This window comes from Massilia sp. KIM (assembly GCF_002007115.1).
Lineage (GTDB): Bacteria > Pseudomonadota > Gammaproteobacteria > Burkholderiales > Burkholderiaceae_D > Telluria.
The window spans coordinates 306,035-330,388 of the sequence record NZ_MVAD01000003.1 but is presented as its reverse complement, the minus strand read 5'-3'; the positions used below and the strand labels follow the sequence as shown (position 1 = coordinate 330,388).

Annotated in this window: 22 protein-coding genes; 12 read left to right on the top strand and 10 right to left on the bottom strand. The window is 66.6% G+C overall.

Features of this window, described 5'->3' with window-relative positions:
- Together B0920_RS21790 and metE are read right to left on the bottom strand one after the other, a co-directional pair.
- Positions 1-954, bottom strand: a complete 954-nt coding sequence (locus B0920_RS21790) for a fasciclin domain-containing protein (RefSeq protein WP_229455872.1) — start codon at positions 952-954, stop codon at positions 1-3.
- 415 nt (positions 955-1,369) lie between these two features.
- A complete protein-coding gene (gene metE / locus B0920_RS21785) occupies positions 1,370-3,682 on the bottom strand; it encodes a 5-methyltetrahydropteroyltriglutamate--homocysteine S-methyltransferase (RefSeq protein WP_078034780.1) in 2,313 nt (770 codons plus the stop codon).
- Between the two features lie 103 nt (positions 3,683-3,785).
- On the opposite strand from metE, the gene B0920_RS21780 reads away from it, so the two are divergent.
- The 4 genes from B0920_RS21780 (at position 3,786) to B0920_RS21765 (ending at position 6,734) form a co-directional block, all read left to right on the top strand.
- A complete protein-coding gene (locus tag B0920_RS21780; RefSeq protein WP_078034779.1) occupies positions 3,786-4,667 on the top strand; it encodes a LysR family transcriptional regulator in 882 nt (293 codons plus the stop codon).
- Positions 4,668-4,751: 84 nt separating this feature from the next.
- A complete protein-coding gene (locus tag B0920_RS21775) occupies positions 4,752-5,228 on the top strand; it encodes an RDD family protein (protein ID WP_229455871.1) in 477 nt (158 codons plus the stop codon).
- Positions 5,229-5,358: 130 nt separating this feature from the next.
- Entirely contained in the window at positions 5,359-5,823 is a 465-nt protein-coding gene (locus B0920_RS21770; protein WP_078034778.1) for a hypothetical protein, read from the top strand.
- Positions 5,823-6,734, top strand: coding sequence for a DUF2145 domain-containing protein (locus tag B0920_RS21765; RefSeq protein WP_078034777.1), 912 nt, complete (start codon positions 5,823-5,825; stop codon positions 6,732-6,734). The genes B0920_RS21770 and B0920_RS21765 overlap by 1 nt, the downstream gene beginning before the upstream one ends.
- Here B0920_RS21765 and B0920_RS21760 read toward each other — a convergent pair whose 3' ends face one another.
- Positions 6,735-7,427: a YjjG family noncanonical pyrimidine nucleotidase gene (locus tag B0920_RS21760; RefSeq protein ID WP_078034776.1), complete on the bottom strand. Its 693-nt coding sequence runs from the start codon at positions 7,425-7,427 to the stop codon at positions 6,735-6,737.
- Positions 7,428-7,779: 352 nt separating this feature from the next.
- Here B0920_RS21760 and B0920_RS26485 point away from each other — a divergent pair, with 352 nt between their 5' ends.
- Positions 7,780-9,444 (top strand): methyl-accepting chemotaxis protein, encoded by a 1,665-nt coding sequence (locus B0920_RS26485; RefSeq protein WP_078034775.1) that lies wholly within the window; start codon positions 7,780-7,782, stop codon positions 9,442-9,444.
- Here B0920_RS26485 and B0920_RS21750 read toward each other — a convergent pair.
- Positions 9,372-11,240 (bottom strand): phosphoethanolamine transferase, encoded by a 1,869-nt coding sequence (locus tag B0920_RS21750; protein WP_078034774.1) that lies wholly within the window; start codon positions 11,238-11,240, stop codon positions 9,372-9,374. The two genes, B0920_RS26485 and B0920_RS21750, sit on opposite strands and share 73 nt — an antisense overlap.
- Positions 11,241-11,626: 386 nt before the next feature.
- Between B0920_RS21750 and rpsL the strand changes: the two genes are divergently transcribed.
- The 6 genes from rpsL (at position 11,627) to B0920_RS21720 (ending at position 17,343) form a co-directional block, all read left to right on the top strand.
- Positions 11,627-12,010: a 30S ribosomal protein S12 gene (rpsL, locus tag B0920_RS21745; protein WP_036240557.1), complete on the top strand. Its 384-nt coding sequence runs from the start codon at positions 11,627-11,629 to the stop codon at positions 12,008-12,010.
- Between the two features lie 123 nt (positions 12,011-12,133).
- Positions 12,134-12,604, top strand: a complete 471-nt coding sequence (gene rpsG / locus B0920_RS21740; protein ID WP_078034773.1) for a 30S ribosomal protein S7 — start codon at positions 12,134-12,136, stop codon at positions 12,602-12,604.
- Between the two features lie 114 nt (positions 12,605-12,718).
- The gene (gene fusA, locus B0920_RS21735) at positions 12,719-14,824 is read left to right on the top strand and encodes an elongation factor G (protein ID WP_078034772.1); all 2,106 of its coding nucleotides are present in this window, start codon (positions 12,719-12,721) and stop codon (positions 14,822-14,824) included.
- Positions 14,825-14,900: 76 nt separating this feature from the next.
- Complete coding sequence (tuf, locus tag B0920_RS21730; protein ID WP_078034771.1) at positions 14,901-16,091, top strand: elongation factor Tu; 1,191 nt, start codon at positions 14,901-14,903, stop codon at positions 16,089-16,091.
- A gap of 180 nt (positions 16,092-16,271) precedes the next feature.
- On the top strand, positions 16,272-16,589 hold the full coding sequence (gene rpsJ, locus B0920_RS21725) for a 30S ribosomal protein S10 (RefSeq protein WP_005663509.1): 318 nt from the start codon (positions 16,272-16,274) through the stop codon (positions 16,587-16,589).
- A gap of 550 nt (positions 16,590-17,139) precedes the next feature.
- Positions 17,140-17,343 (top strand): hypothetical protein, encoded by a 204-nt coding sequence (locus tag B0920_RS21720; protein ID WP_078034770.1) that lies wholly within the window; start codon positions 17,140-17,142, stop codon positions 17,341-17,343.
- Between the two features lie 19 nt (positions 17,344-17,362).
- Here B0920_RS21720 and B0920_RS21715 read toward each other — a convergent pair whose 3' ends face one another.
- The 6 genes from B0920_RS21715 to B0920_RS21690 are packed head-to-tail and all read right to left on the bottom strand — an operon-like array spanning position 17,363 to position 22,910.
- Positions 17,363-18,274, bottom strand: coding sequence for an HpcH/HpaI aldolase/citrate lyase family protein (locus tag B0920_RS21715; RefSeq protein WP_078034769.1), 912 nt, complete (start codon positions 18,272-18,274; stop codon positions 17,363-17,365).
- Entirely contained in the window at positions 18,267-19,352 is a 1,086-nt protein-coding gene (locus B0920_RS21710) for a cysteine protease StiP domain-containing protein (protein WP_078034768.1), read from the bottom strand. Before B0920_RS21710 ends, B0920_RS21715 begins: the two co-directional genes overlap by 8 nt.
- Complete coding sequence (locus tag B0920_RS21705) at positions 19,349-20,104, bottom strand: hypothetical protein (protein WP_307188911.1); 756 nt, start codon at positions 20,102-20,104, stop codon at positions 19,349-19,351. Before B0920_RS21705 ends, B0920_RS21710 begins: the two co-directional genes overlap by 4 nt.
- Complete coding sequence (locus B0920_RS21700; RefSeq protein WP_078034766.1) at positions 20,079-21,263, bottom strand: phosphoribosyltransferase domain-containing protein; 1,185 nt, start codon at positions 21,261-21,263, stop codon at positions 20,079-20,081. The genes B0920_RS21705 and B0920_RS21700 overlap by 26 nt, the downstream gene beginning before the upstream one ends.
- The gene (locus B0920_RS21695) at positions 21,260-22,279 is read right to left on the bottom strand and encodes an ATP-grasp domain-containing protein (protein ID WP_078034765.1); all 1,020 of its coding nucleotides are present in this window, start codon (positions 22,277-22,279) and stop codon (positions 21,260-21,262) included. The genes B0920_RS21700 and B0920_RS21695 overlap by 4 nt, the downstream gene beginning before the upstream one ends.
- 55 nt (positions 22,280-22,334) lie before the next feature.
- A complete protein-coding gene (locus B0920_RS21690) occupies positions 22,335-22,910 on the bottom strand; it encodes a TerD family protein (protein WP_078034764.1) in 576 nt (191 codons plus the stop codon).
- Between the two features lie 208 nt (positions 22,911-23,118).
- On the opposite strand from B0920_RS21690, the gene B0920_RS21685 reads away from it, so the two are divergent.
- Positions 23,119-24,144 (top strand): LacI family DNA-binding transcriptional regulator, encoded by a 1,026-nt coding sequence (locus tag B0920_RS21685; RefSeq protein ID WP_229455870.1) that lies wholly within the window; start codon positions 23,119-23,121, stop codon positions 24,142-24,144.
- The last annotated feature ends 210 nt before the right edge of the window (positions 24,145-24,354 follow it).

Sequence of the window (24,354 nt, the reverse complement as noted above, 5' to 3'; positions counted from 1 at the left end):
TTACAGCGCGGGGATCAGGACCTTGTCGATCACGTGGATCACGCCGTTACTGGCGCGCACGTCGACCGCGACGATCCTGGCCTGGGTGGTGGTGGTGTCGCGGATGGTCGGCGGCGTGCCGGCCGAGATCGTGATGTTCTGGCCGGCGACCGTGGCGACCGGCGAGCCGAATGAAATCTGGCTCGAGAGCACCTGGCCGGCCAGCACGTGGTAGGTCAGCACGGTGCGCAGCTGGTCGGTGCTCAGGCCCTGGGGCGCGGCGGCGAAGGCGGCATTGGTGGGCGCGAACACGGTGAACGGACCGGCGCCGCTCAGGGTGCCTTGCAGGTTGGCCGACACCACGGCGCCGACCAGGGAACTGAACTGCGGATTCACCTGCGCCATCTGGACCACGTTCAGCACGCCCGGCGGCACCAGCACCTTGTCGACCGCGTGGATCACGCCGTTGCTGGCCTGGACGTTCGCGGTCACCACGTTGGCGGTGGTCAGGGCGGCGTCGGTGATGCGCACGCCATTGCTGAAATCGAAGGCCAGGGTGGCCGGGGCGTTGGCATAGGTGTAGACGGTGTCCTGGGTGGCGCCGCCGGCGGCGAGATCGGCGGCCAGCTTCTTCGTGCCCAGCACGTGGTAAGTGAGGATGCTCTGCAGCGCGCTGGCCGGCAGCGCGTTCACCATCGCGGTGGCGTCGGCGAAGCCCAGGCGCGTGGCCAGCTCGCCGAAGGCGCGGTCGGTCGGGGCGAACACGGTCAGCTGCGAGTTGGCGTTGGTCAGGGTGTTGCCGATGCCGGCCTTGGTGACGGCCGCCAGCAGGGCGGTGAAGCCTTGTTGCTGGGCCACTTCGGCGATATTGCCTTGCCTTACCTCCGGCGGGTCGTCGTTGTCGCCGCCGCAGGCGGCCAGCGAGGCGGCCATCACGAGCGCCAATCCAGCTTTCAGAAAATCACGAAGTTTCATGTCGTTCTCCAAAATAGGGTTGCGAATCCGTAGGCGAGCGGAAGCGCCGGCGCCAGCTTGTCGTGGTCGTCGGTACTTCCATGGTGTTGTTCGTTACCGGTTCAAATATAGCGGCGAGTTGATTGATGATAAAGCGCGCACAATTCAAAACCGGTTCACGAGAGGGTCATGGTAGGTTTAAGGGGGAATGCGCGATTCAAGCCCGGTTCGACGACCGGACGCGGGCGCGGCACGATGAGGTGCGCAGTGAGACGAAGAGGTAAAAAAAAAGCCCGCTAGCAGCGGGCTTGAAGACTATTTTCTTGGAGGAGAAATAGTGGAGACAGGTGCAGTATGCTGCGGCGCAAAATATAAATCCAATGATATGTCGTGATAACGAAAATCGCATTTGTGAATATCTCGCGCGCGCGTCGTGTCATCCCGCTGTCACTTCGGCCCTGCCGGCCGGGGCGTGCCCGGCCGTTTGGCGCAGGGCGCGCGCTGCCGCCACCATGTTGCGCAGCGCCGGCAGCACCTCTTCCCAGTTGCGGGTCTTGAGTCCGCAATCCGGATTCACCCACAGCCGCCGCGCCGGGATGCGGCGCGCCGCCTTGCGCATCAGCGCCACGATCTGCTCCTGGGCGGGCACGTTGGGCGTATGGATGTCGTACACGCCCGGTCCGATGTCGTTCGGGTAGTTGAAGCTCTCGAAGGCGTCCAGCAGCTCCATGTTGGAGCGCGAGGTCTCGATCGTGATCACGTCCGCGTCCAGCGCCGCGATGGCGGCGATGATGTCGTTGAACTCCGAATAGCACATGTGGGTGTGGATCTGGGTCGTGTCGCGCACGCCGTTGGCGGCCAGGCGGAAGGCGCCCACCGCCCAGTCCAGGTAGTCCTGCCACTGCGCGCGGCGCAGCGGCAGCCCTTCGCGCAGGGCCGCCTCGTCGATCTGGATGATCGGCACGCCGGCGCGCTCCAGGTCCAGCACCTCGGCGCGGATCGCCAGGGCCAGCTGGCGGCAGGTGACGGCGCGCGGCTGGTCGTCGCGCACGAAGGACCAGTTGAGCATGGTCACCGGGCCGGTCAGCATGCCCTTCATCGGCTTGTCGGTGAGCGACTGGGCATAGACGGTCCAGGCCACCGTCATCGGGCGCGGGCGGCGGATGTCGCCGTAGAGGATGGGCGGCTTGACGCAGCGCGAGCCGTAGGACTGGACCCAGCCGGCCTCGGTGAAGGCATAGCCCTCGAGCTGTTCGCCGAAGTACTCGACCATGTCGTTGCGCTCGGCCTCGCCGTGCACCAGCACGTCCAGGCCCAGGGCTTCCTGCTCGCGCACGCAGCGCGCGATTTCAAACCGCATCGCATCCTCGTAGGCCCCGGCGTCGAGCTCGCCGCGCCGGTGGCGGCTGCGCGCCGCGCGGATCTCCGGCGTCTGCGGGAAGGAGCCGATGGTGGTGGTCGGGTAGGGCGGCAAGGGCAGGCGCGCGGCCTGGGCGGCGCTGCGCACGGGGTGCGGGCTGGCGCGTTCGCCCATGGCGAGCGTGATGCCGGCCAGCGCCGCGCCCACTTCCGGATTCGACACGCGCGGGGACGCGCGGCGGCGGTCGATGGCGGCGGCGTTTTCGACCAGGGCTTCCTGCACCCGGCTGCGGCCGTGGTCGAGCGCCGTTGCCAGCACGCTCAGCTCCTCCAGCTTCTGCGCCGCGAAGGCGAGCCAGGAACGGATCTCGGGATCGAGTTTTTCTTCGCCCGCCAGGTCGACCGGCACGTGCAGCAGGGAGCAGGACGGCGCGATCCACAGGCGCTCGCCGATCAGGCGCTGCACCGGCTCCAGCCAGGCCAGGGTGGCGTGCAAATCGGTCTTCCAGACGTTGCGGCCGTCGACCACGCCCAGCGACAGCACCTTGTCGGCGCCCAGCAGGCCGATGGCCGCATCGACCTCGTGCCTGGCCTGGATCGCGTCCAGGTGCAGGCCGTCCACCGGTAGCGCGCAGGCCAGGGCCAGGTTCTCTTCCAGGCGGCCGAAATAGGTGGTCAGCAGCAGCTTGACGCCGCTGCCGCGCAAGGCCTCGTAGGCCAGGGCATAGGCCTGGCGCCAGTCCTCGCCCAGTTCCGTGACCAGGGCCGGCTCGTCGAGCTGGACCCAGTCGACGCCCTCGGCGGCCAGCCAGGCCAGCAGCGCGCGGTAGACGGGCAGCAGGCGCGCCAAGAGCGCCAGACGCTCGCTGGCGTCGCGCGACTTGCCGAGCCAGAGATAGGTGAGGGGGCCGATCAGCACCGGCTTGGCCTTCACGCCCAGGGCGCGCGCCTCGGCCAGCTGGCGCGCCAGGGTCGTGGTGTCGAGCGCGAAGCGGGTGTCGGCGTGGAACTCGGGGACGATGTAGTGGTAGTTGGTGTCGAACCACTTGGTCATCTCGCCCGCATGCACGCAGCCGCGGTCGGCGCCGGCGGCGCGGCCGCGCGCGATGCGGAAGTACCGGTCCAGCGCGTCGCCCTCGTGGGCATGGGCGCGTTCGGGCACGTTCCCGAGCAGGAAGCTCATGTCGAGCACGTGGTCGTAGAGCGAGAAGTCGGCGAGCGGCGCGAAGTCGAGTTGGGCCTGGCGGCGCCAGTGCTGCGCGCGCAGGCGCGCCGCCTCGGCCTCGAGCTGCGCGGCGGACGACTCGCCCTTCCAATAGCTTTCGAGGGCGAATTTCAGTTCGCGCCGGGCGCCGATGCGCGGGAAGCCGAGATTGTGGGTGATGGTCATGGTTGTGCTTGGATTGTCATGGTGAAGCGATGATAGGCCGCCTGACTCATGAATAAAATTGGTATGATTTCATGCATCTATTAAATCTATTCATGGATCTCCCATGCTCGAACGAATCCACCTGTCCATCCTGCGCGAGGTCGACCGCCACGGCTCGCTTACCGCGGCCGCCGAGGTGCTGTTCCTGACCCAGTCGGCCCTCAGCCACACCATCCGCAAGCTGGAGCAGCAACTGGGCCTGGAAGTGTGGACGCGCGAAGGCCGCGCCCTGCGCCTGACCCAGGCGGGCCACTACCTGCTCGGCCTGGCCAACCGCGTGCTGCCGCAACTCGAGCACGCCGAGCGCCTGATGCAGCAGTACGCCCAGGGCCAGCGCGGCACCCTGCGCATCGGGATGGAATGCCATCCCTGCTACCAGTGGCTGCTGAGGGTGGTCGCGCCCTACCTGTCCGCCTGGCCCGCGGTCGACGTGGACGTCAAGCAGAAATTCCAGTTCGGCGGCATCAAGGCCTTGTCGGACTACGAAGTCGACCTGCTGGTGACGCCCGACCCGCTGTTCAAGCCGGGCCTCCTCTTCGTGCCGGTGTTCGACTACGAGCAGATGCTGGTGGTGGGGCGCGAGCATCCGCTGGCGGGCAAGGCATGGGCAGAGCCCTGCGACCTGGCGGACGAGGTCCTGATCACCTACCCGGTCGACATCGAGCGGCTCGACATCTACAACCAGTTCTTCCTGCCCGCCGCCTGCGCCCCGCGCGAGCGCAAGACCATCGAGACCACCGACATCATGGTGCAGATGGTGGCCAGCGGCCGCGGCGTGGCGGCCTTGCCGGGCTGGCTGGTGCTGGAATACGCCGCGCGCATGCCGGTGACGGCGGTGCGGCTGGGGAAGGAGGGCATCCACAAGCAGATCTTCCTCGGCACACGCGAAGAGGATGCGGGGCTCGACTATCTCGAGGCATTCGTGGTGCAGGCGCGCCAGACTTGAGAGGACGACGTTTATGCGCCATGGTTTGTCCAGCGAGAGCGGCGGTGCTATTGTTGCAAATGAGCAATTACACAAGGAGGTAGCATGTCGCTGCAGGCATCCGAATTCGAATACGCAGGTTTCTGGTCGCGCGTCTGGGCGTCCCTGATCGACGGCGTCCTGCTCGCCATCCTCACCATCCCTCTGGTGCTCGCCGTGTACGGCAGCAGCTACTGGGAGAGCGAGCGCCTGATCCAGGGCCCGGCCGACTTCCTGATCTCCTACGTGCTGCCGGCCATCCTGATCATGCTGTTCTGGACGAAACGCTCGACCACGCCCGGAAAAATGGCGATCGGCGCGACCATCGTCGACGCGCGCACCGGCGCCAAGCCGAGCACCGGGCAATTCGTGATCCGCTACCTCGGCTATTTCGTGTCGATGATCGGCCTGCTCATCGGCTACCTGTGGGTCGGCTTCGATGCCCGCAAACAGGGCTGGCACGACAAGATGGCCGGCACGGTCGTCATCCGGCGCAAGGCGGGCGCCACGGAACCAGTGCGCTTCGAAGAAGCGGGCGCCTGACACGCCGCCGCGTCGTGGCGGCTGCAAACATTGTTACAAACAAGCGCGTGGCGAACCCGCCTTTCGCCTTCTCAGCAGCGCGCGGGACTTGTACCATAGGCGTCGTTCAGTTTGCATTCGAAAGACGTCCATGACCTTCACCAGCTTCTCCCGCGCGCTTCTCCTCGCCGCCTTCTCCGCCGCCTGCGTGGCGCCGGTCCACGCCGAAAGCTTCGCTTCCTCGGCTTCCAGCGCGGGCTCGGCCTCCTCGGCCAGCATCTCCGATTCGATCAGCGGCTCCAGCGACAGCTCGGGCGGCGACAACAAGGTCGCCGCCGGCGACTACCGCGTGATCGACATCGCCCAGGCGCCCGCCAGGCCGGACGCCCTGCGCCTGACCCTGCGCGCCGTGGCCGGCGGCCCGCAGCAGCAGTTCTTCCTCGACCTGCCGGCGCGCGCCCTGGCCGAACGCGGCGTGAACAAGGGCGAGCTGGTGCGCGTGAAGGAGCGCGTCTACGGCTACGAATTCGCCTACGCCGACAACCAGCGCCCCTTCTTCCTGGCGCTGCAGGACGACTGGCAGCGCGAGCTGGGCTCGCGCAAGGTCACGATCTGATGCCGCTGCGGCGCGCCGCCCGCGTCGCGGCGGCCGCGCTGGCATGGTGCGCCAGCGCCGGCGCCTGGGCCGGCCTTCCCACTTTCTGCGAACGCGCCACCGAGGTCACGGCCCTCGAACAGGACCGGGTGCTGCGCTTCGCCGGCGTGGTGAAGGCGGAGCTGGAGCGCTCCGGCGCCCGCGCCGCCCTGATCGCGCGCGCGGGCCTGGACCTGAGCCGCTTCGGCCTGCTGTACTCGCACGCCGGCGTGGCCCTGCGCGACAATCCCGGCGGCCCATGGGCCGTGCGCCAGCTGTACTACGCCTGCGACGAGTCGCGCCCGCGCCTGTTCGACCAGGGCGTGGCCGGCTTCGCGCTCGGCGCCGACGCGCCGGCGCGCGGCCACATGTCGCTGGTGTTCCTGCCGGAGGAGGAGGGCGCCCGGCTGGAGCAGGCCGCGCTCGACAAACCGCTGGCGCTGGCCCTGCTGGCCGGGAAGTACAGCGCCAATGCCTATGCCTACGGCACCCGCTACCAGAACTGCAACCAGTGGGTGGCCGAGCTGCTCGCCGGCGCCTGGGGCCGGATCGATGCCGGCGAGGGCGCGCGCGATCAAGCCCAGGCCTGGCTGCGCGAGCAGGGCTATGCCCCCGGGCCGGTGCGGATTCCCTCGCACCTGCTGATGTTCGCCGGCCAGTTCGTGCCGCTGGTGCACATGAACGACCATCCGGTCGAGGACATCCACGCGCTGGCGCTGCAGGTCAGCGTGCCGGCCTCGATCGAGTCCTTCGTGCGCGCGCGCCTGCCCGAGGCGCGCCGCGTGCAGGTCTGCCACGACGAGCGGCAGATCGTGGTGCGGCGCGGCTGGGAGCCGCTGGATGCGGCCTGCACGCCGATGCCGGGCGACGAGGTGACGCCGATCGCGCCCTGATCAGGCGCCCGCCAGCGCCTGCGCCACCGCCGGCAGGCTGTGGACTTCGTAGTCGGGGCGGGCCTGCGAGCCGTTCGGCAGGCGCGCCGGATTGAACCAGCAGCTGTCGATGCCGAAGCGGTTGGCGCCCAGGATGTCGGCGTCCAGCCTGTCCCCGACGATCACCGTGCCGGCCTTCGAGAAGCCGCGCGCCATGCCGGCCGCGTAGTCGAAGAAGCGGGTGTCGGGCTTGGCGTGGCCGCAGGCCTCGGAGGTGGCGATGAAGGACACGTAGTCGTCCAGCCCCGCGCTGGCGATGCGCCGCTTCTGGATGTGATCGACCCCGTTGGTGATGATGCCGATCTCGCCCACCGCGGCCAGCCGCGCGCACAGCGCGAGCGCGCCGTCGACCAGGACCACGTTGTGCGGCAGCGAATCGAGGTAGATGCGGGCGGCCGCCTGCGGGTCGAGATCGAGCCCGAAGTCGGCGAAGGTGAGGCGGAAGCGCTCCACCTTGAGGAAGTCTTTAGTGACCGTGCCCGCCTCGAAACGCCTCCAGAGGTCCAGGTTGATCGCCTGGTAATGCGGGAACAGCGCGTCCAGCGGGCCATGCATGCCGAGCTCGCGCAGGGTGCGCGCGAAGGACAGCTGTTCGGAGGCGCGGAAGTCGAGCAGCGTGTCGTCCAGGTCGAAGAGGAAGAGCGAGTAATTCATTCAGGCGCCGCAAAGCCCGCATCGTAGCACGGGGTATCGAGGACCTGGCCGCACGCGCCCGCTTCGGGATGAGGCATGCCAGCAACGCTGACCCGTTGTTGTCCCGCCGCAACTAAATGCCCATGATTTGCGGGTAAGTTGGCGTAAGGCAATTGTAAGTCGCCGGCGGGCTGTTTTACACTGGGCGCTCGCAGCCTCGCCCCTGCTGCAAAGCACCGCCGGCCCGTCCATCCCGACGGCTTCACCGGCGCCCCGCTGGACCTTCCCCCTTGTTCGATGCACCGCCCACGCACGCACCCTCGTGCCGGCAAGAGGTCGTCCAGATCGTCCGCTACCTGCTATAGGAATTTCCATGTTCGCCAAACTCAAAGTAGGCACCAGGCTGATCGCCGGTTTTCTCGGCCTGACCATCCTCGGGGCAGTTGTCGCCTTCATCGGCATCATCAACATGAGCCGCATTAACGACCTCGCCGAAAACATGTACGAGCGCGAATTGCTCGGCCTGTCCTACATCAAGGAAGCCAACATCAACCTGATCTACGTGGGACGCGCGCGCGGCAACGTGCTGCTCTCGACCACCGAACAGGAACGCCAGGCCAATCGCGCCAACATCGACAAATACCTGGCCGCGGTCAAGGACAACCTGGCCAAGGCCAAGCCCCTGTTCGTGAGCGACCGGGCCAAGCAGCTGTTCGCCGACTACGACCGCGTCGCCGTCGACTACGAGCGCGAAATGGGCCAGGTGTTCGCCCTGGTCGGTCAGGAAGCCCTGGCCACCCGCAGCGAGGCGATGACCCATGCCATGACCGAGACCCGCAAGCACGCCAACGCCTTGGATGACATGCTGACCGAACTGGCCAAGCAGAAGGAAGCGCGCGCCAAGGCCGCCGCCGAGGAAACCGCGGCCACCTTCACCACCAGCCGCAACTTCATGCTCGCACTCACCCTGTGCAGCGCGCTGGCCGGCGTGGCCCTCGGCGTCCTGATCACGCGCCAGCTGACCCGCCAGCTCGGCGGCGAACCTTGCGACGCCGCGGCGGTCGCCTCCCGCATCGCCGCCGGCGACCTGGGCGTGGAAATCGCCGTCCGCCAGGGCGACACCGGCAGCATGATGCACGCCATGAAGCAGATGCGCGACAGCCTGGCCCTGATCGTCAGCCAGGTGCGCGCCGGCACCGACACCATCGCCACCGCCTCGGCCCAGGTCGCGGCGGGCAGCCAGGACCTGTCTTCGCGCACCGAGCAGCAGGCCAGCTCGCTCGAGGAAACCGCGTCCTCGATGGAAGAGCTGACCTCGACCGTGAAGGGCAATGCCGAGAACGCGCAGCAGGCCACCGTGCTGGCCGCAAGCGCCTCCGAGGTGGCCGTCCGCGGCGGCAAGGTGATCGGCGACGTGGTCGACACCATGGGCCAGATCAATGCATCGGCCAACAAGATCGTCGACATCATCGCGGTCATCGACGGCATCGCCTTCCAGACCAATATCCTGGCGCTCAACGCCGCAGTCGAGGCGGCGCGCGCCGGCGAGCAGGGCCGCGGTTTCGCGGTGGTGGCTTCCGAGGTGCGCACCCTGGCCCAGCGCTCGGCCAACGCGGCCAAGGAGATCAAGCAGCTGATCGGCGACTCGGTGGGCAAGGTGGAGGACGGCAGCCGCCTGGTGGCCGACGCCGGCAGCACCATGCAGGAAATCGTGGCCAGCGTGCGCCGGGTGGCCGATATCATGGCCGAGATCTCGAGCGCCAGCCGCGAGCAGACCATGGGCATCGACCAGATCAACGGCGCCGTGGCGCAGATGGACCAGGTCACCCAGCAGAACGCCGCCCTGGTCGAGGAAGCCGCGGCCGCGTCGGAATCGATGCAGGAAGAGGCCGCGCGCCTGGCCGAGGTAGTAAGTGTGTTCCGGCTCGGCGCCGGCGAGGCTGCGGCCGTTCCGGCTGCCCAGCCTCAGCCGCGCGGCAAGGGCTTGCCGCGCGCGATCACCTCGCGGCAGTCGCCCTTCATGGTCGCATTGTCGTAATCGGTCCAGCCGTAGCTGTCCACGTAGCGCTTGTGGCGCTTGAAGCGCGGGCTGAGGAAGCTGCGCTCCAGGCGCTCGTCCGGATAGCGGATGTCGGCCATGTCGAGCACCGAGTGGAACATGTTCTCGGTCGATAGCCTGGCCTTGCGGTGGCGCTTCAGTTGCGCCACCTTGTCCGGATAGCGCTCGGCCCAGGCGCCGGAATACCAGACGAAGGCCGGCACGTGGAATTCGTACTGCGTGTTGTGGCCGTGGAAGGCGATCCGGCACTCCTTGTCGTACAGGGTCTGGCCGTGGTCGGCCACGTAGAGCAGCGAGGCCGGCAGCCCGGTGTCCTTCAGCACCCCGATCACGTTGGACAGGAACCAGTCGGTGTACAGGATCGCGCTGTCGTAACTGTTGTTCATCTGGGGCTCGAGCGCGGTGTTGGTGTAGTCGGGCCTGGCCATGCCGTGCAGCGAAGGCTGCCAGCGGTCGAATTCCTTCGGATAGCGGTGCGCGTAGTTCCAGTGGCTGCCCAGGGTGTGCAGGACGACCAGCACCTTCTGGGCCGGGTCGGCCACCGCGCGCCGCAGGGGCTCGAGCAGCACCGCGTCGTAGCTCGAGTTGTCGGTGAAGCCGCCCAGGTTCAGGAACTCCACCTCGTCCGCCTCCTTGGCGAACACCGAGACCGGCGTGTCGAACTTGCCGAACGAGACCTGGTTCGAGATCCAGAAGGTCTTGAAGCCCGCTTCCTTGAAGGCCGACAGCAGGGATTTCTCGTAGAAGCCGTCCTTCAGGCTCTGCATCGCCGGCTTGCGCGAGATGATGACCGGCACCGACAGGCGGGTGGCCGACACCGGCGTGATCACGTCCGACAGCATCACCAGGTTCTCTTCCTGGGCCAGCAGCGGGTTGGTCTCGCGGCTGTAGCCGTTCAGGCTCCAGCGGTCGTAGCGCGAGGATTCGCCCAGCACCATCACGACCACCTGCGGGCCGTGCTCCTCGCCCGCCTGGCGTGCGCCGAAGCGGAAATCGGCGCTGCGGCGGTTCAGTTCCGCCAGGTGCACCCGCTCGCGGTAGAACTCGACCCCACGCGCGGCCAGCCCGAAGGGCCAGGACTGGGCCACCGCATGCAGGTCGAAGGGCAGGCGCGCCCATTGCGGCAGCGGCGGCAGCGAAGCGTAGGGCGCCGGGGGCGGCGGTTTCGGCGTGCTGGCCGCCGGCGGCGCCGCCTTGACCAGGTGGACCCCGGCCGCCGATGCGGCGGATGCGGTCGGGGCAGCCGGGCCAGCCGGGCGGTCCGGGGCCACGCCGTAGCGCGCACTATATATGAGCGTCGCCAGCCCGGCCCCGAGCACCGCCAGCACCACCCAGCGCGAGCGGTCGTTCCAGTCCAGGTCGCGGGTGCGCCAGGCCGCGGCCCAGGTCGCGCCCCACCAGGCCAGCACCGCGACCAGCGCCGCGCCCAGCAGCCAGGCCTGGTCGCCCAGGAATTCCTCAGCTTCGCTGGGGCTGGTCTCGGCGATGATGCCCAGGTGATGGGTCGAGATGCCCTGGCCGTAATAGGTCAGCAGATAGAGCTCGGTGGGCAGGGCCAGGAAGGCCGGCAGCAGGGCCCAGTGAAAATAGGCCGGGCGCTTGCACAAGGCCCAGGCCGTGAGCCAGCCGAACACGCCGATCCCGGCCAGCCGCCCGGGTTCGGCCAGCGGCGCGCCCACCAGCGGCCCCAGGAAGGGGACGAGGGAGAGGGCCGCATAGCTCAGCAGCAGGCTCAGGTTGGCGGGGCGCTTCAGCAGGCGCAACAGGTCTCGCATCGGGGAAAATAGCCGGAAACTGGCGATCAAATCGGCTATTATCCCGTCTTTATTGGCCCAAAGGCTATGTCCGCCAAATAATGGCTGCGCTGCAACAGTGCTTGTCTGTCGTAGTGATGCCACATTCGCCACGGTTTACCGCGCCCTGGGCCACTTGCCGGCCCTGCAAGGCAGTTAACCGGTTGACCCGCTTGACCATCGGGTCTATACTCGCGAGTTCTCGAATTTATTCTGCACATCGTATACGCATTCGCAGCCGCTCCTTTTCGGTGAGTGGCTTTCGTCGCCTCCGTTGTCAGTGGATACGGGACTAGGTTTTAGTCCCCGGGCCAAGCTTGTGCCGGCCCGGGTCGTCAACGTAGTAGTACTTTGTTGGATTAAGAACGATGCCAACCATCAATCAACTGATTCGCAAGCCGCGTGAAGCCGCGGTTGTGAAGAGCAAGTCGCCGGCACTGGAAAACTGCCCGCAAAAGCGCGGCGTGTGCACCCGTGTGTACACCACCACGCCGAAGAAGCCGAACTCGGCACTGCGTAAAGTCGCCAAAGTGCGTCTGACCAACGGTTTCGAAGTCATTTCGTACATCGGCGGTGAAGGCCACAACCTGCAGGAACACTCGGTCGTGCTGATCCGCGGCGGTCGTGTGAAAGACCTTCCGGGTGTGCGTTACCACATGGTCCGCGGCGCGCTGGATACCCAGGGCGTGAAAGACCGTAAGCAGGCGCGTTCGAAGTACGGCGCCAAGCGTGCCAAGGCTGCCAAGAAGTAATTCATCAGCCAGTCATATTAACCAGTTAAGTTGAGCCAGCCGGAAGGCTGAGTAAGTGAAGGGTCATGAGGGCCTTTCGCGAGTGCGGAACAAGCACTCAACTGAAGACAGAAGGGAATTGAAATGCCACGTCGTCGTGAAGTACCCAAGCGCGAGATTCTGCCGGATCCGAAATTCGGCAACACCGATGTCGCCAAGTTCGTCAATGTTCTGATGCTGTCCGGCAAGAAGTCGGTCGCTGAAAACATCATCTACGGTGCGTTCGAACACATCCAACAAAAGTCGGGCAAGGACCCGCTGGAAGTGTTCACGACCGCGATCAACAACTGCAAGCCGCTGGTGGAAGTCAAGTCCCGCCGCGTCGGCGGCGCCAACTACCAGGTGCCAGTGGAAGTTCGTCCGGTTCGTCGTATGGCGCTGTCCATGCGTTGGTTGCGCGAAGCCGCAAACAAGCGCAGCGAAAAATCCATGCCGCAACGCCTCGGTGGCGAACTGATGGAAGCCGCGGAAGGCCGCGGCGGTGCGATGAAGCGCCGTGACGAAGTGCACCGCATGGCTGAAGCGAACAAGGCGTTCTCGCACTTCCGCTTCTAAGCAAATGGCCAATCCTCACTGGGGGTGCGGCCACAGTATCCGTTGTTCAGGCCGGGCACATTTTGATTTCAAAATGCTGCTCGGTTTTGTCCATTCAAAGATTTAGGAAAAATTATGGCACGCACTACCCCCATCGAGCGCTACCGTAACATCGGTATCTCCGCTCACATTGACGCCGGTAAGACCACCACCACCGAGCGTATCCTGTTCTACACCGGTGTGAACCACAAGATCGGTGAAGTGCACGATGGCGCCGCCACCATGGACTGGATGGAGCAGGAACAAGAGCGTGGTATCACCATCACCTCGGCTGCGACCACCTGCTTCTGGAAGGGCATGGCGAACAACTTCGAGCCGCACCGCTTCAACATCATCGACACCCCGGGCCACGTCGACTTCACCATCGAGGTGGAGCGTTCGATGCGCGTCCTGGACGGCGCTTGCATGGTCTACTGCGCAGTGGGCGGCGTGCAGCCGCAGTCGGAAACCGTGTGGCGTCAGGCTAACAAGTACAAAGTCCCGCGTCTGGCCTTCGTCAACAAGATGGACCGTACCGGCGCGAATTTCTTCAAGGTGTACGAGCAGATGCGCGCTCGCCTGAAGGCCAACCCGATCCCCATCCAGATCCCGATCGGCGCCGAAGACAACTTCAAGGGCGTGGTCGACCTGGTCAAGATGCAAGCCATCTTCTGGGACGACGCTTCGCAGGGCATGAAGTTCGAATACCGCGACGTGCCGGCCGAACTGGTCGACCAGGCCAACGAGTGGCGCGAGAAGCTGGTCGAAACCGCCGCTGAAGCGTCGGAAGACCTGATGAACAAGTATCTCGAAGAAGGCGAACTGTCGGAAGCCGAGATCAAGAAGGCGCTGCGCGAGCGCACCATCAACGGCGAAATCGTCCCGATGATGTGCGGCACCGCATTCAAGAACAAGGGCGTGCAGGCTATGCTGGACGCGGTCATCGAGTACCTGCCGTCGCCGGTCGACATTCCGCCGGTCGCAGGCACCGACGAAGACGACCAGCCGGTCACCCGTAAGGCGGACGACAGCGAGAAGTTCGCTGCGCTGGCATTCAAGATCATGACCGACCCGTTCGTCGGCCAGCTGATCTTCTTCCGCGTCTACTCGGGCGTCATCAACTCGGGCGACACCGTCTACAACCCGATTAAGGGCAAGAAGGAACGCGTCGGCCGTATTCTGCAGATGCACGCGAACCAGCGCGAAGAGATCAAGGAAGTCCGTGCAGGCGACATCGCCGCTGCGGTCGGCTTGAAGGAAGCGACCACCGGTGAAACCCTGTGCGACCCGGCCGCTCCGATCATCCTGGAAAAGATGGTGTTCCCGGAGCCGGTGATCCAGCAGGCTGTCGAGCCGAAGACCAAGGCCGACCAGGAAAAGATGGGCCTGGCACTGAACCGTCTGGCTCAGGAAGACCCGTCGTTCCGCGTGCGCACCGACGAAGAATCGGGCCAGACCATCATCGGTGGTATGGGCGAGCTGCACCTGGAGATCATCGTTGACCGCATGAAGCGCGAATTCGGCGTGGAAGCGACCGTCGGCAAGCCGCAGGTTGCCTACCGCGAAACCATCCGCAAGTCGGTCTCCGACGTGGAAGGCAAGTTCGTCAAGCAGTCGGGCGGCCGCGGCCAGTACGGTCACGCAGTCCTGACCATCGAACCGCAGGAGCCGGGCAAGGGCTTCGAGTTCGTCGACGCCATCAAGGGCGGCGTGGTTCCGCGCGAGTACATCCCGGCAGTCGAGAAGGGTGTGCGCGAGACCCTGACCACCGGCGTGCTGGCAGGCTACCCGGTCGTGGACGTGAAGGTCACCCTGACCTTCGGTTCGTACCACGACGTGGACTCGAACGAAAACGCGTTCCGCATGGCAGGTTCGATGGCGTTCAAGGATGGCTGCCGTAAAGCCAACCCGGTCATCCTCGAGCCGATGATGGCCGTGGAAGTCGAGACTCCGGAAGACTACGCCGGTACCGTGATGGGCGACCTGTCGTCCCGTCGTGGCATGGTGCAGGGCATGGACGAAATCCCGGGCGGCGGCGGCAAGATCATCAAGGCCGAAGTCCCGCTGTCGGAAATGTTCGGTTACTCGACCTCGCTGCGTTCGGCGACCCAGGGCCGTGCGACCTACACGATGGAATTCAAGCACTATGCTGAAGCACCGAAGCATGTGATCGACGCCATCGTCACCGCAAAAGCCAAGTAATTTAATTAAAAACTGGGGGCTGGATCACCAGCCCCCGACAAACAAGAAACACGTTTCTCTTTAAGGAAGATAGGAAATGGCAAAGGAAAAATTCGAACGGACCAAGCCGCACGTCAACGTCGGCACCATCGGTCACGTTGACCACGGCAAAACCACCCTGACGGCTGCGATCGCAACCGTTCTGTCGAAGAAGTTCGGCGGCGAAGCCAAGGCATACGACCAGATCGACGCGGCTCCGGAAGAGAAGGCACGCGGCATCACCATCAACACCGCGCACGTCGAGTACGAGACCGCGAACCGTCACTACGCTCACGTTGACTGCCCGGGCCACGCCGACTACATCAAGAACATGATTACCGGTGCTGCGCAGATGGACGGCGCGATCCTGGTGTGCTCGGCCGCTGACGGCCCGATGCCGCAGACCCGCGAGCACATCCTGCTGGCGCGTCAGGTTGGCGTTCCGTACATCATCGTGTTCCTGAACAAGTGCGACCTGGTCGACGACGCAGAACTGCTGGAACTGGTCGAAATGGAAGTGCGCGAGCTGCTGTCGAAGTACGAGTTCCCGGGCGACGACCTGCCGATCATCAAGGGTTCGGCACGTATGGCCCTGGAAGGCCAGGCTGGCGAAATGGGCGAAGACTGCATCATGCGTCTGGCCGAAGCGCTGGACAGCTACATCCCGACCCCGGAACGTGCCGTTGACGGCGCCTTCCTGATGCCGGTGGAAGACGTGTTCTCGATCTCGGGCCGCGGCACCGTGGTGACCGGTCGTGTCGAGCGTGGCGTGATCAAGGTCGGCGAAGAAATCGAAATCGTCGGTATCGTTGACACCGTCAAGACCACCTGCACCGGCGTGGAAATGTTCCGCAAGCTGCTGGACCAGGGTCAGGCAGGCGACAACGTCGGTCTGCTGCTGCGCGGCACCAAGCGTGAAGACGTCCAGCGCGGCCAGGTTCTGGCCAAGCCGGGCTCGATCAAGCCGCACACCGACTTCACCGGCGAAGTGTACGTCCTGTCGAAAGACGAAGGCGGCCGTCACACCCCGTTCTTCAACAACTACCGTCCGCAGTTCTACTTCCGTACGACTGACGTGACCGGTTCGATCGTGCTGCCGGCCGACAAAGAAATGGTCATGCCTGGCGACAACGTGTCGATCACCGTCAAGCTGATCGCTCCGATCGCGATGGAAGAAGGTCTGCGCTTCGCAATCCGCGAAGGCGGCCGTACCGTCGGCGCCGGCGTGGTTGCCAAGATCATCGCCTAATTTCAGGTGAACCGATCTCCCGGCGGGCTGTCCCGCCGGGGCAACGGATGGGGACAGACTTTTTGTCTGTCCCCATCTGTTTGAATGGGAACGATGCTATACTCCCGTTCTTGTGCAGTTTAGAAATACTTTGTACACATTGCCGGCGACAAGCCGGAACGCTCTTTTAAAGGAAATAGCATGTCCGCTCCGAACCAGAAAATCCGCATCCGCCTGAAAGCGTTTGACTACAAGCTGATCGACCAGTCCGCTCTGGAAATCGTCGACACCGCCAAGCGCACCGGCGCGGTTGTCAAGGGCCCGGTCCCGCTGCCGACCCGTATCCAGCGCTTCGACGTGCTGCGTTCCCCGCACGTGAACAAGACCTCGCGCGACCAGTTCGAAATCCGTACGCACCAGCGTCTGATGGACATCGTGGACCCGACCGACAAGACCGTTGACGCACTGATGAAGCTGGACCTGCCGGCTGGCGTCGACGTCGAAATCAAGCTGCAGTAATCGGTTTAGCCTTGGCGGCATCGCCGCCTGGGGCACGAAAGCCGGGGCATCCCCGAGGGTGACCCGGCTTTTTGTCGTTTGGAGTCCATGCGCCAGCCTCACCGATCTCCTCACCGTCCGCATAGCGACATCCTGTTTTTTGCTCCGCGCTCCGCCTCCCGCGCCTCGCGCCCCGCGCCCCGCGCCTCGCGCCCCGCGCGCCGCGCCCCGCGCCCCCTGTACCGTCATTCCGGCGCAGGCCGGAATCCAAGTTCACATGCATGTCCGCGCACGCAAATTCTGCCCCGCGCCTCCCAAACCGTCATTCCGGCGCAGGCCGGAATCCAAGTTTATATGCATGGCCGCTCACGCAAACCTGGCCGCCGGCCTTACCGTGAAGTCATCTCCGCGCATGACGATTTCACCGCCGACGAAGACAAAGCCGCTGGCCGCAACGCAGGCATGCGGCGGATCCCAGCTCAAGCTGGTCCTTGAGGCAGATTGTCGACTCATCCATCCCGTGGTTTAATCGCACATCATCACCATGGCCCGCTCGCCGGCGCCACCCATCATGCGTCCGCTTCCCTTCCTGACCGCGCTGCGCGGTTACGCCCTGGTCTTCGCCCTCTCCACCGTGGCGGCAGCCGTCATGCTGCACTACGGCGTCATCGAGACGGCCGACATGCTTCCGGTGATCCTGCTCTGCTTCGCCCCGGGCGCCGCCCGCCTCTATCTGCGGCGCTCGGCCGCCAAGCGCGCCAACCAGGCCAAATGAGGCCGGTCCGGCGCACCGCCTAGTTCAGCGCATCCGCAGCCGGACCACCAACCCTTCCAAACAGCTTCGACTGCTCGACCAGCCGTTCGGCCCAGGCCCGGTGGGTCGCGATCTCGCACATAGCGTCGTTCATGCGGAACACCGCAGGGCTCGAATCGTCGAGGATGGCGCGCGCCACCGCCAGGTCCTGGTCCTTCACCTTGAAGTGCTGCTCGATGGCCGCGATCTGGGTCGGGTGGATGGCGGTCTTGCCGACCATCCCGTAGGCCAGGTCTTCCTGCACTTCCTGGTCCAGCAGCTCCGGCAGGTCAAGGTATTCGAACACCGGGGCCGTCAGCGCGAAGCCGTAGGGCCGGAAGGTAGTCACCAGGCGCGCGATCACCGGCCCGAGCGGGGTGCGGTAGATCGTCATGCCGCGCGGCCGGCGCAGCCCGAGCAGGGCGAGCAGGTCGTTGCCGCCGATGCGCAGCGCCCGGATGCGGCCGCGCACGCCCGGCGCATCGAGCAGGGCGCGCAGCATCCGCATCTCGCCCTCGTCGAAGACCTCGGCCGTCTCCAGGGTCGGCATCAGGAGGTGGCGGGTGTCGCGCACCATGCGGAAATAGGTTTCAAAATTATGCCGCGTGACCTTGGGCAGCACGAAGCCGTCCAGCTTGTCCGCGCCGGGCATCGCCAGCACCCGCGCCAGCACCTCCGGGTTGCGCACCCGGACGTAGCGCTCGGCCGCCACTTCGCGCGGCATGTGGGCCAGCACGATGGAGAGGTTGAACAGCGCCCAGCTCAGGTCGCGCTCGGCCACCGCGTCCTCGAGGCAGAAGATCAGCGAACGCGCTTCCTGCAGCTTGGCGCCGTTGGCGATCAGGGACAGGCTCTTGTGAGTGGCCGGCACGTACAGCGAGGCGCCGAGGGGTTCGTTGAACTGCTTAGGCATCGGATGCGCTCCTGATCAGGGATACCGCGTGGTAGGGGAGGGCCGGATCGATGCTGACCGGCACCCGTTTTTCTTCCGCCAGTAAAGCAAGATGGGCCACCTCGGGGGCGGCCGGATCGCGTAGCAGCAGCAGGCGCGGCGCGCGGCGCAGCAGCACCCGCGTCGCCTCGCCGATGCCGGGCTTGATGAGATTGAGGTCGGCGATGTCGTAGCGCGCCCGCACTTGCGCAAGGAAGGCGCGCGAGCGTTCGCCCGCCGCGCGCGCGTCGGCCGGCCGCACTTTGCCTAGCCTTTCCGTTTGCTCCAGCGCCAGCCGGGTGAGGGCGTCGGCGAAGTCGCGCGAGCGGTCCTGCGGTGCGAACTGCGCATAGAACAGGCAGCCGTGGAAGTCGTCCGGCCCCATCGCCTCGTCCATCACCGTGCGGCTCACCAGGCCCGACACGGTCGCGTTCAGGATGCACGAGGGGATCAGGTAATCCTCGCTGGATGCCGCGCAGGCCGCCACCCCGGCGAGGTCGGCCAGCACGTACAGACCCCCGTCGAGCGCCGTGCCATGCGTGCGATTGAATGCCTCGATGGATGTGCGCAGCTCATGCGCGATCACGCCCTTGCCGGTCCAGCCGTCGACAAACACAAGGTCCTCGGCCCGGTGGCCTTGCGCCAGGATGTGCCTGAGCGCCGCCGCGTCGATGCCGCGGTCGCGTATGATCGAGACCGAGTAATGGACTGCCTCGCGTTTGAACACCTGGCGCAGCAGGCGCGTCACCACCACGCCGACCGGCGTGCCGGCCCGCGCCAGCGACACCACCACCGGCGCGCCCGCCACCCGCGCGGCGATCAGGGCGGCCAGGCGCAGGCAGTCGCGCGCCATGCGCCCGTTGTTGGCGCGGCAGGCCTCGTCGAACACCTGCAGGTAGCGCGCCGACGGCGCCGCTTCCGGCGACAGCATCTGGCTGTAATGGCGCCGTCCCGACTGGATCAGCTTTTCCTTCTCGTCCACGTCGACGAAGCCGACCATCGGCAACTGCCGCAGCAGGAAGCGCACGTCCTCTTGCCGATAGCTGCCCGAGAAGCTCATAGCGCCTCCACCGTCAGGCCGGCCAGCTGGGTGCCGCGCGGGATGATGGCGTAGTCGCAGGCCGCCATGAAGCGCGCGTCCGAGCGGCTGTCGCCCATGCCGAAGGTGACGATGTCGCCATGCTCGGCGCGCAGTTGCCGCGTCACGTGGGCCACGGCGTTGGCCTTGTCCAGTGCCTTGGGCAGGATCGCCAGGTTGTTGCCGTTGCGGTGCACGCAATAAGGCTTGTCGCCGTCCGCGATCCAGGGCCGCACGATCTCGTGCTCGATCGGCGCCAGGCGCGCGGCGTTGCGCTCGGGGTCCTTCAGCACCAGGAAGAAGGGCGTGGCGAAATCCTCGATCATGCGGGTGCGGCCCGCGTAGCCGCTGCGCGCCGCGTGCGCGTCCATGTGGGCGGCCAGTTCCTGCAGGCCGGGCAGGGCGGCCGACATGGCCTCGCGCATGCGCTCCAGCCAGGGCCGGTCGACGCCGCCGCCGGGCTCCAGGATCACGCCGCCGTAGTCGATCACGGCCCAGCTGGTGAAGGGCAGGTTGACCCGCCTGAGCGCGCCATGGTCGCGCGCCGTGGTCGGGATCACGGTCATCCCGTCCTGCACGAAGGAGAGAAAGGCGCGCTGGGCGCGGGTGGTGTAGGAACACACGCTGCCGTCCTGGTAGAAGGCGGCCGGCTCCAGCGCCTCGGCCCCGCCGCACTTCTCGAAGGTCTGGAACAGGGTGTCGTCCAGGTCAGCGAACAGGAATTTCTTCAACACGGTCCTCGCTGTGGAAGTGGAACAGGCGCGCGCCTAGCAGTTCCGCAAGCTCGCGCAGGGCGGGATTCACGGCAGTCTCGTGGCAGATGAAGACCTGGTCATACTGGCCGGGCCGCACGTTGTACAGGAAGTTGGCGATGCCTTCGCCATAGTTGTCGGCGAAGCGCAGCGCATGCCCGACCGCGCCCCAGCTCAGGATCGGCGAGCGCGTGGTCGACTGCACCCACACTTCCACGCCGCGCCGCTCGAGCGCCGCACCCAGCAGGGTGGAAGCGTGCATGAATTCGCCCGTGCCCAGCACCAGCACGCGCTCACCCGGCCGCACGCCCGCCGCCAGATCATCGGCCAAGGTCTCCGGCGCGCGCATCGCGCGCGCCAGTCCCAGCCGCCCGAAGGCGCCGCTCGCCCCGTTCTCGGCCGCCGGGTCGAAGCGCTGGGCCACGCCGCCGTCGGGCGCGCAGGTCCCTGCGCTGAAGCGGAACTCGCCCTCGACCAGGGCGCCCAGGCTCACCGGCATCCCGAAGCGCGCGTCCAGGCCGCTGCTTGCCTGCGCGCCCATGAAGTTGGTGATGGTCGCCAGGTGCACCTGGCGGATGCCGGGGTTGAGCCGGCGGCAGGCCGCCGCCAGGTTGACGAAGGTGTTGCCGGTGCTGGCCTCGTCGTCCACCAGCACCAGGGTGCGCGCCGCCAGCAGCAGGTCGCGCAGCGCCGGGTCCTGCGGCTCGTGCAGGAACTGGCGCGGCGCGTGGCTGTGCGCTTCCTCGAATTCGATCAGCGGGCTGGAGCCGACCCGATAACGGGTGGTGTGCAGGAACAGGGCAGGGTGGCCGGGATGGGCGCGCAGCCAGGCCTCGAACACGCCCTGGCCCAGGCCGACCGCCGTTTCCGCCATGGCGATGAAGAGCACCGGCCCATCGACCTGCGGGACGGTGGCGGCCAGGCGCTCGTGGATGGCGAGCATCGCGCTGGAGCGCACCGGCCAGTGCTTGCCCAGCACCTTGCTGAGGAAGAGGAAGCCGCGCTTGGCGTTGGCGCGCGCCGCGAAGCCGAGCAGCGCGTCGGCCTCGGATGCGCCGCGTTCCAGGCGCAGTTCCAGGGTGCCGGTCGGCAGCGCGACGCTGCGCCAGGCCAGGGTCGAGGAAGAGGAGGGCGCGTTCATGCCAGCTCCACCGCTTCCGACAGCTCGGCCACGCGGATCCCGTCGCGCACCGCCGGCACGTCCACCGTGTCGAAGCCGTCGGCGAAACCCTTCAAGGCGATCCAGGGCAGGTTCGGCCCGGCCACGCAGGCCATGCCGACCCCGCCCGACATGCGCGGATTGATCTCGAGCAGGCGCGGACGGCCGCCGCCTTCGCGGAACTGGACGTTGAACACGCCGTTCAGGCGATGGCGGGCAGCCAGCCGGCTGGTGGCCTCCAGGATGTCGGCGCGCTGCTCGATCAGCTGGCCGGCGCCGGGCTGGCCCAGCTTGCGGCGCACCACGGCGACCACCAGGCGCCCCTCGTCCCCCACGCAATCGACGCTGTATTCAGGACCGTCCAGGTATTCCATCAGCAGCATGCTGCGGAAACTGCCCAGCTCCGCCAGCCCGCGCCGCAGGTCCTCGCGCCCGATGTGGTACTCGACGCCGGCCATCAGGAGGGCGGCGCTGCTGCGCTCCTCGTCGATCACGGCGAAGCCCAGCCCGTAGATCGAGTGCGTAGGCTTCACGCACAGCCTGGCGTGGCGCGGGCGCAGCGCGGCATAGGCGGCGTCGAATTCCGAGAGGTTCTCGAAGCGGCGGAATTCCGCCACCGGCGCCTGCGGCAGGTCGGTCTCCAGGTAGAAGCGCGCCTTGTCATGCAGCAGCTGCAGGGCGGGGCCTGAAGCCGCGCTCAGCACCCGCACCCCGGCCTGCGCGAAGCGCGCATGCTCGGCCGCCAGCGCGGTCGCCTCGCGCCCCGGCACGAAGATGTCGATGGCGTGCCTGCGGCAGAAGTCCAGGCACCAGTCGACGTAGGCCTCGCGTTCCAGCCCGGTGGGCTCGCCATGGAATGCGTGCGCCAGCCGGCCGGCGGGCGCATGGCGGTTGGGATTGCTGTGAATGAGGGTGAAACGGCCTTCGGTATCGGCCTCGCGGACCAGTTTGATCGCGGCGTAGACGGACGAAAACGTCCTGTTGTACCAGACACGCATGCAGTGCTCGAAGAAGAGTGGAAAAAGGCGGCCGCGCGCGGCGGCCGCCCGCGGGTCAGACGTTGACGCCGAAGGAACGGGCGAGCGGTCCGAGCCCGCCCTTGAAGCCCTGGCCGACGGCGCGGAACTTCCATTCGGCGCCGTGGCGATACAGTTCGCCGAAGATCATCGCGGTTTCGGTCGAGCTGTCCTCGGACAGGTCGTAGCGGGCGATCTCGGTGTCGCCGCTGGCGTTCAGGCAGCGGATGTAGGCCTTGCTGACCATGCCGAAGTTCTGGCGCCGCGCGTCCGCGTCGTGGATGGTCACGCAGAACGAGATCTTCTCGATCTCGGGCGGCACGCGCGCCAGGTCGACCGCGATCTTCTCGTCGTCGCCGGCGCCCATGCCGGTGGTGTTGTCGCCCGCGTGCACGACCGAGCCCTCGGGCGACTTGAGGTTGTTGTAGAAGATGAAGTCGGTATCGGCGCGCACCTTGCCGTCGCTCTTGAGCAGGAAGGCGCTGCCGTCCAGGTCGAAGGGCGCGCCGTCGGTGGAGCGCGGGTCCCATCCCAGGCCGATGATCACGCGGGTGAGGCCGGGCGCTTCCTTGCTCAGGTTGACGTTGCCGCCTTTCTGAAGACTGATTGCCATACACACTCCTTGTTGGGGACAGGGTGAGAGGAATACACCGCGGCCATCGATCGCACCGCGGGCGGATGGCCACTGGCCGTCGCGCCCACCATAGGTGGGGATTGATCGATTGTACACAATCCGGATCGGGTGATCCGCCCTGTTGTGAGTACATACACATTGCCCGTCTTGTAACGTTCAGGTCATAATGCCGCGCTAAGGAGGCTGGATGGCAACAATGAAGCAGGTCGCGGAGCGGGCAGGGGTTTCCACCTCCACCGTCTCGCACGTCATCAACAATACGCGCGCAGTCAGCGAAGACGTTCGCCAGCGGGTGCTGGCGGTGATCGACGAGATGCGCTACATCCCGAGCGCCGTGGCGCGCAGCCTCAAGAACGACAAGACCCATACCATCGGCGTCTCGGTGCCCGACAACACCGACCCCGCCATCGCCGAACTGCTGCGCGGGATCGAGGACGCCGCCTTCGCGGCCGGCTACACCATCATGCTGTGCAATGGCTACGACGACCCGCAGCGCCAGGCGGCCCACCTGCGCGGCCTGATCGAGCGCCGCATCGACGGCCTGGTGCTGGTGGCCGGCAGCGCCCGCGACGAACTGGCGCCGCTGCTGGCCGGCCAGCGCGTGCCGGTCGTGCTGGCCGACCACGACGTCGCGGCCGATCTCGACCTCATCGGCCTCGATCACGAAGCCACCGGCTACGCCGCCACCCGCCACCTGCTCGAGCTCGGCCACAAGCGCATCGCCTGCCTGGCCGGTCCGGCGCGCCACCCGGCCACGCGGGAGCGCCTGGCCGGCTGCCGCCGCGCCCTGGACGAGGCGGGACTCGGCCTGGACCCCGCCTGCGTGGCGCACGTCGCGCCCGACTGCCAGGGCGGGCACGAGGGCGCGCGCCGTCTGCTCGCGCTGGACCGCGCGCCGACCGCGCTGTTCGCCTGCAGCGACCTGATGGCGCTGGGCGCCCTGCGCGCGGCGCAGGAAGCCGGCCTGCGCGTGCCCGAGGACCTGTCGGTGGTCGGCGCCTGCGGCCTGGAGATGGCCGCGTTCTCCACGCCGCGCCTGAGCACGGTGACCCAGCCGATCTACCAGATGGGACATGCACTGACGGCGCTGCTGCTGCAGCGCATCCGCGGCGAACAGCCGCCGCGCCGCCGCGAGCGCCTGCGGGGCCAGCTCGTGGTGCGCGATTCCTCCGCCCGCCCGCCGGTGCGCCGCCTGCTGGCGGCCGCTTCCTGAGTTTCCTCCGCCTTTCCCGCCCTGGGCCGCCCCGAAGGGGGAGGCCTGGGAGCGCACTTCCTGCCGCTTCGCGCGATTTTCCGGCCAGGCCCGCACTCGCCGTCGAATTTTCAAATACAGAAAACAACAGTTATATTTTTTCTGTTTGATAGATATTCAGAAAATAATGTAGTATTTTGAAAACGTATTGACCGCGGTCCCCATCACCAG